We start from the raw sequence: 11,717 nt of genomic DNA on the forward strand, positions 1-11,717 counted from the left end.
GTCCCCCTGCCTCCTGCCTCCTGCCCAGTAGTTGACCCACTCGCCCTCCCAGCTCTCGGCCAACGCTCACAGCCTCACCCGGCGGCCCCACCCCGCCCGCCCCCCGTGACAGCCCCACGGCGGGCGCGCTCCTCCCTGAGCCGTCAGCGTGGGTGGCGGGAGGTGATGCGACCCACGGCGTCGGCCAGCAGGTAGGCGCTCCTGTCCCCCTCGGAGACGGTCACCCTGATCACCGGGGCAGGGCCGTCGTCCGTGGGCGTGATGTCGATGCGCCAGGAGTCGGGGGCGTCGATGCCGAGCCCGTGTCGGGCCTCGTCCACCAGGCCGGGGAGGAGTTCGTACGGGAGGGCGCGCAGGCTCATGGGGAACGGGTCGCCCGGCTCGGACGCGGTGCCGGTCGGCTGCCCCACGGCGGACATCACTCGCTCCTCGATGGTGATGCGGGTGCCGAATTCGGTGCGCATGCCCGTGACCAGAGTGTCCGCGAGACGGCGCATCTCCCCCGTGCGGAGGGTGGAGGCCGAGGAGGCGGAGGCGGTGACGGAAGAGGTGGTGGTGGTCGTGGTGGAACTGCTCCCCGGCACCGCCGCGCCCGTCGCGGCGGGGGAGCCGTGGACGGTGTCGTCCTCGGTCAACTCGCCCCAGAAGTAGAGGACTACGGCCGCCGCCCCGGCCAGCAGCCCCAGTACGACGAGCAGACACCACTGCGCGTTCGACTCCGGGTTCCGCACCAGGGTGTGGACGAGGGCCGGGTCGATCCGCGCCGTGGCGGCCTTTGCCGCCCACTCCTCGGACGGCCGCAGGTCGATCTCGACGTCCCACGGTTCCTCGGGCCGGTAGCGGGCGACGACGATCCGGCCCTCCGGGTACGCCGGCAGGTCCACCAGGTTGATCCGGGCGGTGGCCTTCACCCGGTAGGCCCGCGCGTCGTCGGGAGCGACGGTGAGGTCGAACTCCACGGGCACGTCCGCGAACTCACCGTCGGTGGCGCGTCGGCTCTCGATCCGCGCGAGCACCGTCCGTGCGGTTGTGGCGGGCGCGACACCCCGCTGGAGGCTCGCCACGACGGCCACCACCGCGACGATCACCGCCAGCGTGCCGAGGGCCACGCAGAACAGCGGGACGCTCTCCAGGATCACCGCAACGACCCCGCACGCGAGGGCGCCGCCCACCAGGACGCTCGTCAGGAACCCCCTGACCGCCACCCACCAGTTCCGGCCCGCCGACGTTCCCCGTGCGTCCCCCACGATCGTCATGCCCGCGATTGTGCCGCCCCGGGGTGGCCCCAGGAAGGCATCGGGCCGAACCCTGGGGGCGGTTGGACCCCAGGAGCGGTTGAACCCCAGGGGCCGATGAAACCCAAGGAACCGTTGAACCCCAGGAGCCGATGAACCCCAGGGGCCGATGAAACCCAAGGAGCCGTTGAACCCCAGGAGCCGTTGAACCCCAGGAGGCGGTTGGCCCCCGAGGGGTCGGTGAAGGCGATGAGCCCACAGGCCCGTCGCATCCCGTCCCTCGCGGCGGAGGCCCGGCGAACCCGGCCCCAGGCCACACCACAACGCCCCAAGAGGCCCCGGCAGAAGCGGCAGCCTCGACCGACCCGGCAGCCCCGTCAGACGCGAGAGGCCCCGGTAAGGACCGAGAGGTCCCGCTCCCGTCCCGTGCCGTCCCCTCCGCCCCCGTCCCGTCCCGCTCCCCTCCCGTCAGTCCTCGCCCTCTCGTCAGTCCTCGCCCTCCAGATCGCCCTCGGTTTCCAGGAAGACCTGCCGCAGCGCCTCCAGGACGGCCGGGTCCGGCTTCTCCCACATGCCGCGCGACTCCGCCTCCAGCAGTCGCTCCGCGATGCCGTGCAGCGCCCAGGGGTTGGCCTGCTGCAGGAACGCCCGGTTTTCGGGGTCGAGGACGTACGTCTGTGTCAGCTTGTCGTACATCCAGTCGGCGACGACGCCGGTGGTGGCGTCGTACCCGAAGAGGTAGTCGACCGTGGCGGCGAGTTCGAACGCGCCCTTGTAGCCGTGGCGCCGCATCGCCTCGATCCACTTCGGGTTGACCACGCGGGCGCGGAAGACGCGGGAGGTCTCCTCGACCAGGGTGCGGGTGCGGACCGTCTCGGGACGGGTGGAGTCCCCGATGTACGCCTCGGGGGCGGTGCCCTTCAGCGCGCGGACGGTGGCCACCATGCCGCCGTGGTACTGGAAGTAGTCGTCCGAGTCCGCGATGTCGTGCTCGCGGGTGTCGGTGTTCTTCGCGGCGACCGCGATGCGCTTGTAGGCGCTCTCCATCTCCTCGCGGGCGGGGCGGCCGTCGAGTTCACGGCCGTAGGCGTAGCCGCCCCAGACCGTGTAGACCTCGGCGAGGTCGGCGTCGGTGCGCCAGTCGCGGGAGTCGATGAGCTGGAGCAGTCCGGCGCCGTACGTGCCGGGGCGCGAGCCGAAGATCCGGGTGGTGGCCCGGCGTTCGTCGCCGTGTTCCGCCAGGTCGGCCTGGGTGTGGGCGCGTACGTGGTTCCGCTCGGCGGGCTCGTCCAGCGAGGCGGCCAGGCGCACGGCGTCGTCCAGCAGGCCGACGGTGTGCGGGAAGGCGTCCCGGAAGAAGCCGGAGATCCGCAGCGTGACGTCGATGCGGGGGCGCCCCAGTTCCTCGTACGGGATGGCCTCCAGGCCGGTGACGCGGCGGGAGGCGTCGTCCCAGACGGGGCGGATGCCGAGCAGCGCGAACGCCTCGGCGATGTCGTCTCCGGCCGTGCGCATGGCGCTGGTGCCCCACAGCGAGAGGCCGACGGAGGTGGGCCAGTCGCCGTTGTCGGCGCGGTAGCGCTCCAGCAGCGAGTCGGCGAGGGCCTGTCCGGTCTCCCAGGCGAGCTTGGAGGGGACGGCCTTCGGGTCGACGGAGTAGAAGTTGCGGCCGGTCGGCAGCACGTTGACCAGGCCGCGCAGCGGAGAGCCGGACGGTCCGGCGGGCACGAAGCCGCCGTTCAACGCGTGGACGGAGTGGGTGAGTTCGTCGGTGGTGGCGGCCAGCCGGGGCACCACCTCGTCGGCGGCGAAGGTGAGGATGTCGGCGACCGCCTCCGGGTGGCCGGCGGCGACGGCCGCCACGGCCTCCCGGTCCCAGCCGGCGTCCTCCATCGCCTGGACCAGGGCGCGGGCCTGCTCCTCGATCTCGTCGGCGGCGGTGCGGGTGGCCGCCGACTCGTCCAGGCCGAGCGCCTCGCGCAGGCCGGGCAGCGAGGCGGTGCCGCCCCAGATCTGGCGGGCGCGCAGCACGGCGAGGACCAGGTTGACCCGATCCTTGCCGGCCGGGGCGCCGCCGAGGACGTGCAGCCCGTCGCGGATCTGGACGTCCTTGATCTCACAGAGCCAGCCGTCGAGATGCATGATGAACTCGTCGAAGCCCTCGTCCTCCGGGCGGTCTTCCAGCCCCAGGTCGTGGTCGAGCTTCGCGGCCTGGATCAGGGTCCAGATCTGGGCGCGGATCGCGGGCAGCTTCGCCGGGTCCATCGCGGCGATCTGGGCGTGTTCGTCCAGGAGTTGCTCAAGCCGGGCGATGTCGCCGTAGCTGTCGGCGCGCGCCATCGGCGGCACCAGGTGGTCGACGAGCGTCGCGTGCACCCGGCGCTTGGCCTGGGTGCCCTCGCCCGGGTCGTTGACGAGGAACGGGTAGACCAGCGGTAGGTCGCCGAGGGCCGCGTCCGGGCCGCACGAGGCGGAGAGTCCGGCGTTCTTGCCGGGCAGCCACTCCAGGTTGCCGTGCTTGCCGAGGTGGATCATCGCGTCCGCGCCGAAGCCGTTGTCCTCGGCGGACGCCGCGATCCAGCGGTAGGCGGCGAGGTAGTGGTGGGAGGGCGGCAGATCGGGGTCGTGGTAGATCGCGATCGGGTTCTCGCCGAAGCCGCGCGGCGGCTGGATGAGGATCAGCAGGTTGCCGCGGCGCAGGGCGGCGAGCACGATGTCGCCCTCCGGATTGGCGGACCGGTCCACGAACATCTCGCCGGGCGCGGGCCCCCAGTGCTCCTCGACCGCCTCGCGGAGGTCGGCGGGCAGTGTGGCGTACCAGCGGCGGTAGTCGGCGGCCGGGATCCGGACCGGGTTGCGGGCGAGTTGCTCCTCGGTCAGCCACTCCTGGTCGTGGCCGCCCGCCTCGATGAGCGCGTAGATCAGCTCGTCGCCGTCGCCCGAGACGAGGCCGGGGATCTCCTCCTCGGGCCCGAAGTCGTAGCCCTCGGCGCGCAGTCGGCGCAGCAGCGCGACGGCGCTGGCGGGGGTGTCGAGGCCGACGGCGTTGCCGATGCTGGAGTGCTTGGTCGGGTACGCGGACAGGACCAGGGTGATCCGCTTCTCGGCGTTCGGGACATGGCGCAGCCGGGCGTGCCGGACGGCGATCCCGGCGACCCGGGCTGCGCGCTCGGCGTCGGGGACGTACGCGGGCAGTCCGTCCTCGTCGATCTCCTTGAAGGAGAACGGGACGGTGATCAGGCGGCCGTCGAACTCCGGCACCGCGATCTGGGTGGCGGCGTCGAGCGGGGAGACGCCCTCGTCGTTCTCCTCCCAGGCGCTGCGCGGGCTGGTGAGGCAGAGCGCCTGCAGAATCGGTACGTCGAGGCCGGTGAGGGCGCCCGCGTCCCACGACTCGTCGTCGCCGCCGGCCGACGCCTCGGCCGGCCTGGTGCCGCCGGCCGCGAGGACGGTGGTCACGATGGCGTCGGCGGCGCGGAGGGCGTCGATGAGTTCGGGCTCGGGGGTACGCAGCGAGGCGACGTACAAAGGCAGCGCGTGGGCCCCGGCGTCCTCGACGGCGGAGCAGAGCGCGTCGACGAACGCGGTGTTCCCGCTCATGTGGTGGGCGCGGTAGTAGAGGACCGCCACGGTCGGTGCGGAGTCGGGGAGTTCGCGTGCGGTCCGCTCCAACGGGCCCCAGGCGGGGGCCGGGGTGGGCGGGTCGAAGCCGTGGCCGGTCAGCAGCACGGTGTCGGAGAGGAAGCGGGCCAACTGCTCCAGGTTCCCCGGACCGCCGTGCGCGAGGTAGGCGTGCGCCTCGGCGGCGATGCCGATCGGAACGGTGGAGGCGGCCATGAGTTGCGCGTCGGGCGCCTGCTCGCCGGTGAGCACGACGACCGGGCGGCCGGTCGCCAGCACCTCGTCGAGCCCTTCCTGCCAGGCGCGGACCCCGCCGAGGAGGCGTACGACGACGAGGTCGGCCCCGTCCAGCAGTGCGGGCAGCGCGTCGGGCTCGAGGCGCGAGGGGTTGGCGTAGCGGTAGGCGACCGGGCCCTCGCAGGCACGGGCGCTCAGCAGGTCGGTGTCGGAGGTCGACAGGAGCAGGATCATGCTGAGTCAGCCCTTCCTCGGGGTGTCCACGCCCCGGGCGGTGTCGGAGTGGTTCTCCCCTGCTCCGCGCGAAGCCGGGAGCTGGGGGAAGGGAGTTCCTGACTCGCCCGGCCGCACGTGCGGACCGGGCTCACAGTGGCGGGACCGCGCCGGATTCGCACCGGCTTCCTCCCCTGTCGCCATATGGCGCGGCGGCCTGAACGGGCCGCCGCGAGCATCCTAAGCGGCCGGGTCGTGGCGTGGGAGAGGCCGGGTACCGGTGGGCCGGAGGAGGGGTACGGGGCGGTTGATGCGGAACGGCGCCCCGCGCCCCGCACCCGCACCCGCACCGCCCGCACCCCACACCCGGCTCCCGCCCCGCACCCCGCACTCGCACCGCGTCCCGCCACCACCCCGCCCCGTGCGACCTCCCCCCGTCCCGTCCCGCCTCCGCACCCCACACAGCACCCGGCACGCCCGCGCTCCCTCAAGCTCCGCCGCCCCGCGCCGCCAAGCTCCGCCGCCCCGCCCGCGTTCCACCCTCGCGGCGCAGCTCACAGGCGCGCGGGGGGTGGCGGACGGGGCCGGGTCGGTATGCTCGCGGCCATGTCCCCCACCGCCGATTCGTCCCCTGCACCGGGCGCCGCCTGTGCCCGGAGCGGCGGCGACGCCTGCCCCGGAACGCTGCGGCTGCACCGGGCGGACGACGGGGCGCTGGCCCGGATCCGGATACCCGGCGGCGTACTGACCACCGCTCAGGCGCACCGGCTGCGGGAGGCCGCCGAGCGGCTCGGGGACGGTGAGCTGCATCTCACCTCGCGGGGCAACGTCCAGCTCCGCGGTCTCGCCGACGACAGCGGGACCGAACTGGCCGCGCTGCTCGGCGCGGCGGGGCTGCTGCCGTCCGAACGCCACGAGCGGGTACGCAACATCGTCGCCTCCCCCCTGTCCGGCCTCGACGGCCCGCACGCCGCGGGGGCACAGAGGGGCAGCGCCACCAGGCCCCATGCCACCGGCCCGTACGCCGCCGGGGCACACAGGATCAGCGCCACCGACCCGCGCACCACCGCCGCCTCCCGCGGGGTGGCCGACGTGCGCCCCTGGCTCACCGCCCTCGACGCCCTGATCTGCGGGAGCGACGCCGCCACCGCGCTCTCCGGCCGCTTCCTCTTCGCCCTCGACGACGGCCGGGGCGACGTCGACGGGCTCGGCGCGGACGTCACGCTGATCGCCACCGGCCCGGACGGGGCGCTGCTGCGGATCGCGGGCCACGACCAGGCCGTCCCCGTCCCCTTCGCGGACGCCCCCGCCGCCGCGCTCACCGCCGCCCTCGCGTTCCTCGACGCCGCCGGGGACTCCGGCGCCTGGCGGGTGGCGGACCTGTCCGAGAGGGCCCGCGACGCGCTGCCGGCCGAGGTCGCCCGGCGGACCGGGGTCACCGCGCCGACCGTGACGCGCCCCGCACCGGGCACCGCGCACGTCCCCGGGCCCGGCGCCGTGACCGGTCCCGGCGGACGGACCGCGCTGCACGTCGGCGTGCCGATGGGCCGCCTGACGGCCGGCCAGTGGCGCACCCTCACCGAGCTCTGCGACGGCGAACTGCGCCTCACCCCCTGGCGCGGCGTCGTCCTCCCCCTCCCCGAGGCGCACCCCGCCCACCCCCCGGCACCGTCCGGCCTCCCCGACGCGCCGTCCGACTCACCCCCGCGGCCGTCCGGCCTCCCCGACGCCCCGTCCGGCCTCCCGCCGGACCCCGCCGACCGGACCGCGCACGCCCTGCGCCGCCTCGCCGGCGCCGGCCTGGTCACCGCGCCCGACTCGCCGTGGGCCGGGGTCGGGGCCTGCGTGGGTCGGCCGGGCTGCGCAAAGGCGCACGCCGACGTCCGGGCCGACGCGGGGGCCGCTGTCGGACCCGTCGGACGGCTCCCTGTCTACTGGTCGGGGTGCGAGCGGCGCTGCGGCCACCCGCACGGCGAGTGGACCGACGTGGTCGCGGGCCCGGACGGCTACCGGATCACCCGCGTGCGCGACGGGCAGCGGGACGCGCCGGTCGTCGTCCCGCACGATCCGGCGGCGCTCGCCGCCGCCGTCGCTGCGGCCCGCTCCGCCACGACCTGACCCACCGCGCAGCCCGTGCCGCACGGCGCGCGCACCGCCACGCCCCGGTCCCGGACCACGACCGGAACCGCCCCCGGCCGGCCGCCGAAGACGACCGGCCGGCCCGACGAAGAAAGCGACAGCACTGTGCATCAGTACGAGAAGGACGGACCGGCGATCTACCGCCAGTCCTTCGCCACCATCCGCGCGGAGGCGGATCTGGCCGGGCTGCCCGCCGACGTGAGCCAGGTCGCCGTCCGGATGATCCACGCCTGCGGCATGGTCGACCTCGTACGCGACATCGCTTTCTCTCCTCGCGCCGTCGCGGACGCCCGCGCCGCGCTGCGCGCCGGGGCGCCGATTCTGTGCGACGTGGCGATGGTGGCCAGCGGCGTCACCCGCAAGCGGCTGCCCGCCGGCAACGAGGTGGTCTGCACCCTCTCCGACCCGGCCGTGCCCGGTCTGGCGAAGGAGCTCGGCACCACCCGCTCGGCGGCCGCGCTGGAGCTGTGGCGGGACCGGCTCGAAGGCGCCGTGGTCGCCGTCGGCAATGCGCCGACCGCGCTGTTCCGGCTGCTGGAGATGATCGAGGAGGGCGCGCCGCGTCCGGCCGCCGTCATCGGCGTCCCGGTGGGCTTCGTCGGCGCCGCCGAGTCCAAGGAGGCCCTGGCCGCCCACCCGTCCGGCCTGGAACACCTGGTGGTGCGCGGCCGGCGCGGCGGCAGCGCCATCGCCGCCGCGGCCCTCAACGCCATCGCCAGCGAGGAAGAGTGACCAGCCCCGTGACCACCCCCGACGGCACCGGCGCGACCACCCCCGGACGCCTCTACGGAGTCGGACTCGGCCCCGGCGACCCGGAGCTGATGACCGTACGGGCGGTGCGCGCCCTCGCCGAGGCCGACGTCGTGGCGTACCACAGCGCGCGGCACGGACGGTCGATCGCCCGGTCGATCGCCGCCGCGCACCTGCGCGCCGACCACATCGAGGAGCCGCTGGTCTACCCCGTCACGACGGAGACCACCGACCACCCCGGCGGCTACCGGGGCGCGCTGGAGGAGTTCTACGCCGAGGCCGCGGACCGTCTCGCCGCCCACCTCGACGCCGGCCGGACCGTGGCCGTCCTCGCCGAGGGCGACCCGATGTTCTACGGCTCGTACATGCACATGCACAAGCGGCTCGCGGACCGGTACGTCACCGAGGTGATCCCCGGGGTCACCTCGGTCAGCGCCGCCGCCGCGCGGCTCGGGACCCCGCTCGTGGAGGGCGAGGAGATCCTGACGATCCTGCCCGGCACGCTCCCCGAGGAGGAGCTGACGGCCCGTCTGGCGTCGACGGACTCGGCCGTGGTGATGAAGCTCGGCCGTACCTTCCCGGCGGTGCGCCGCGCGTTCGAGGCGTCGGGCCGGCTGCCCGAGGCACGGTACGTCGAACGGGCCACCATGGCGGGCGAGCGGACCGGCGACCTGGCCGGTGTCGAGGCGGACTCGGTGCCGTACTTCGCGGTGGCGGTGCTGCCCAGCCGGATCGACGCGCCGCGCCCCGAGCGGACCCCGGAGTCCGGCGAGGTCGTCGTCGTCGGCACTGGCCCGGCCGGACCGCTGTGGCTGACGCCGGAGACGCGCGGGGCGCTGGCCGCCGCCGACGACGTCGTCGGCTACACCACCTATCTGGACCGGGTGCCGGTGCGGCCGGGACAGACACGGCACGGCTCGGACAACAAGGTGGAGGCCGAGCGCGCCGAGTTCGCCCTCGACCTGGCCCGCCGCGGACGCCGCGTCGCGGTGGTCTCCGGCGGCGATCCGGGCGTCTTCGCCATGGCGACCGCGGTGCTGGAGGCGGCGTCGCAGGACGCGTACGCCGACGTCCCGGTGCGGGTGCTGCCGGGGGTGACCGCGGCCAACGCGGCGGCGGCCCGCGCGGGCGCCCCGCTCGGCCACGACTACGCGACCCTCTCGCTCTCCGACCGGCTCAAGCCGTGGGAGGTCATCGCGACGCGGCTGCGCGCCGCCGCGTCGGCGGACCTGGTGCTGGCCCTGTACAACCCTGGGTCCAGGAGCCGGAACTGGCAGGTCGGCAAGGCCCGCGACCTGCTGCTGGAGCACCGCTCGCCGGACACCCCCGTGGTGCTGGGGCGGGACGTCGGCGGTCCCGCGGAGAGCGTGCGGACGGTCCGGCTGGCCGATCTCGATCCGGCGGAGGTGGACATGCGGACGCTGCTGATCGTCGGCTCGTCCCAGACCCGCTGGGTGGAGCGCGGCGACGGGCGCCGGATCGTGTGGACCCCCCGCCGTTACCCGGAGCCCGAGCAGCCCGCGTAGGGCGGTCCCGTCGGGTGAACGGGCCGGGTCAGTTGGCGGGGAACCGCTCCCGCAGCCAGTCCAGCGCCTCCCGGGGCGTACCGGCCACCGGCACCCCCTCGGGCACCGGTGGCCGCCGGACCACCACCACCGGGATGCCCACCTCGCGGGCGGCGGCGAGCTTCGGGGCGGTCGCCGCACCGCCGCTGTCCTTGGTGACGAGGACGTCGACGCGGTGTCGGCGGATCAGTTCCCGCTCACCGGCGACCGTGAACGGGCCGCGGTCCAGCAGCACCTCCATCCGGGCGGGACACGGCGGTCCGGGCGCGTCGACCGAGCGCGTCAGGAACCAGAGGCCGTCCAGGTGCGCGAAGGCGGCCAGTCCTGTCCGGCCGGTCGTCAGGAAGACGCGGCCGCCCAGCGAGGGCAGCAGGGCGGCCGCCTCGTCCAGGGAGCCGACGGAGTGCCAGCGGTCGGCCTCGCCGGGCACCCAGCCGGGCCGGCGGAGTGCCAGCAGGGGAACATGGACCATGGCGGCGGCCCTGGCCGCGTGGAAACTGATCGTCCCGGCGAAAGGATGGGTGGCGTCGATGAGGGCATCCACCCGGTGGATCCTCAGCCAGTCGGCGAGCCCCTCCGTGCCGCCGAACCCGCCGACACGCACCTCCCCGGGCGGCAGCCGCGGGCTCGCCACCCGGCCGGCCAGCGAGTTGGTGACGCGTACGGTCCGACCGGGCGCGCCGGGCTCCGCGAGCGCCTCGGCGACCTGCCGTGCCTCGGTCGTCCCGCCGAGGACGAGAACGTGCGGGGGCCGCGGCTGCGGCGGGGGTACCGGCTCCATCGAAGAGGTCCATCCATGAGCAGTGACGTGAACGGCGGGGCGCGCGGCGGCCGCGAGGCCCAACTCAAACACACCGGGCTGCGGCCGGGCTGGACGACGGGCGCCTGCGCGACGGCGGCGACCACCGCCGCGTACACCGCGCTGCTGACCGGCGAGTTCCCCGATCCCGTCACCATCACCCTGCCGAAGGACCGGACGCCGTCGTTCGCGCTGGCCGTGGAGGAACTGGCGGACGGGTACGCCACCGCCGGGGTGGTCAAGGACGCGGGTGACGACCCGGACGTGACCCACGGGGCGCTGGTGCGCTCCACGGTCCGGCTGCTTCCCGCGGGTTCGGGCGTGGTCTTCCGGGCCGGCCCCGGCGTCGGCACGGTCACGCTGCCGGGGCTGCCGCTGGCGGTCGGGGAGCCGGCCATCAATCCGGTGCCCCGCCAGTTGATGCGCGAGCACGTGGCGCGGGTGATGGCGGAGCACGGTTCCACCGGCGACGTGGAGATCACCGTCTCGGTGGACCACGGTGAGGAGATCGCCCGTTCCACGTGGAACGGGCGGCTCGGCATCCTCGGCGGGCTGTCGATCCTCGGCACCACCGGCGTCGTCGTGCCGTACTCCTGCTCGGCGTGGATCGACTCGATCCGGCGCGGGGTGGACGTGGCGCGGGCCGCCGGGCTGACCCACGTGGCCGGCTGCACCGGCTCCACCTCGGAGAAGACCGTGGCGGCGGAGTACGGACTGCCGGACATCGCCCTGCTCGACATGGGGGACTTCGCCGGGGCGGTGCTGAAGTACGTGCGCCGTCATCCGGTGGACCGGCTCACCGTCTGCGGCGGTTTCGCCAAGCTGTCGAAGCTCGCGGCCGGCCACCTGGACCTGCACTCGGCCCGTTCGCAGGTCGACAAGGGGTTCTTGGCCCGTCTGGCGCGGGCCGGCGGAGCGGGCGACGCGCTGGCCGCCGAGGTCGCCACCGCCAACACCGGCCTGGCCGCACTCCAGTCGTGCGCGGCGGCCGGTGTGCCGCTCGGCGACCTGGTGGCGGTCGCCGCCCGCGACCAGGCGCTCGGCGTGCTGCGGGGTGCACCGGTGGCGGTGGACGTGATCTGCGTCGACCGCGCGGGCACGGTGGTGGGGCGCAGCGGGGTGCGGTGACCGCGCTCCGTACCGGAACCGGAGCCGGCG

The 11,717-nt window shown here is 75.0% G+C and carries 7 protein-coding genes and 1 riboswitch; of the genes, 4 read left to right on the top strand and 3 right to left on the bottom strand.

What is annotated here, in order from left to right; translation table 11 throughout:
• Window positions 1-143 precede the first annotated feature (143 nt).
• Both Q0994_RS04625 and cobN read right to left on the bottom strand, forming a co-directional pair.
• Entirely contained in the window at window positions 144-1,256 is a 1,113-nt protein-coding gene (locus Q0994_RS04625; protein ID WP_299529356.1) for a DUF3592 domain-containing protein, read from the bottom strand.
• 465 nt (window positions 1,257-1,721) lie between these two features.
• On the bottom strand, window positions 1,722-5,327 hold the full coding sequence (gene cobN / locus Q0994_RS04630; protein ID WP_299529358.1) for a cobaltochelatase subunit CobN: 3,606 nt from the start codon (window positions 5,325-5,327) through the stop codon (window positions 1,722-1,724).
• A gap of 92 nt (window positions 5,328-5,419) precedes the next feature.
• Window positions 5,420-5,498: riboswitch (cobalamin riboswitch) on the bottom strand.
• 402 nt (window positions 5,499-5,900) lie between these two features.
• On the opposite strand from cobN, the gene Q0994_RS04635 reads away from it, so the two are divergent.
• From Q0994_RS04635 to Q0994_RS04645, 3 genes are all read left to right on the top strand, one after another.
• Window positions 5,901-7,424, top strand: a complete 1,524-nt coding sequence (locus Q0994_RS04635; RefSeq protein WP_299529360.1) for a cobalamin biosynthesis protein CobG — start codon at window positions 5,901-5,903, stop codon at window positions 7,422-7,424.
• 126 nt (window positions 7,425-7,550) lie between these two features.
• Window positions 7,551-8,177 carry a precorrin-8X methylmutase gene (locus Q0994_RS04640; RefSeq protein ID WP_299529362.1) on the top strand — a complete coding sequence of 209 codons (627 nt, stop codon included), beginning with the start codon at window positions 7,551-7,553 and terminating at the stop codon, window positions 8,175-8,177.
• Window positions 8,174-9,721: a precorrin-2 C(20)-methyltransferase gene (locus Q0994_RS04645; RefSeq protein WP_299529364.1), complete on the top strand. Its 1,548-nt coding sequence runs from the start codon at window positions 8,174-8,176 to the stop codon at window positions 9,719-9,721. The genes Q0994_RS04640 and Q0994_RS04645 overlap by 4 nt, the downstream gene beginning before the upstream one ends.
• 28 nt (window positions 9,722-9,749) lie before the next feature.
• Here the strand turns inward: Q0994_RS04645 and Q0994_RS04650 are convergent, their stop codons facing one another.
• Entirely contained in the window at window positions 9,750-10,541 is a 792-nt protein-coding gene (locus Q0994_RS04650) for a cobalt-precorrin-6A reductase (protein ID WP_299529366.1), read from the bottom strand.
• Window positions 10,542-10,556: 15 nt separating this feature from the next.
• On the opposite strand from Q0994_RS04650, the gene Q0994_RS04655 reads away from it, so the two are divergent.
• Window positions 10,557-11,687 carry a cobalt-precorrin-5B (C(1))-methyltransferase gene (locus Q0994_RS04655; protein WP_299529368.1) on the top strand — a complete coding sequence of 377 codons (1,131 nt, stop codon included), beginning with the start codon at window positions 10,557-10,559 and terminating at the stop codon, window positions 11,685-11,687.
• Window positions 11,688-11,717 lie beyond the last annotated feature (30 nt).

Source organism: uncultured Streptomyces sp., from assembly GCF_947488945.1.
Classification (GTDB): domain Bacteria; phylum Actinomycetota; class Actinomycetes; order Streptomycetales; family Streptomycetaceae; genus Streptomyces.

Bases quoted from the DNA above. Each gene is read 5' to 3' on its own strand.
- Q0994_RS04635 (WP_299529360.1), top strand. From the start codon at position 5,901: ATGCTCGCGGCCATGTCCCCCACCGCCGATTCGTCCCCTGCACCGGGC.
- Q0994_RS04625 (WP_299529356.1), bottom strand. From the start codon at position 1,256: ATGACGATCGTGGGGGACGCACGGGGAACGTCGGCGGGCCGGAACTGG.
- Q0994_RS04655 (WP_299529368.1), top strand. From the start codon at position 10,557: ATGAGCAGTGACGTGAACGGCGGGGCGCGCGGCGGCCGCGAGGCCCAA.
- cobN (WP_299529358.1), bottom strand. From the start codon at position 5,327: ATGATCCTGCTCCTGTCGACCTCCGACACCGACCTGCTGAGCGCCCGT.
- Q0994_RS04650 (WP_299529366.1), bottom strand. From the start codon at position 10,541: ATGGAGCCGGTACCCCCGCCGCAGCCGCGGCCCCCGCACGTTCTCGTC.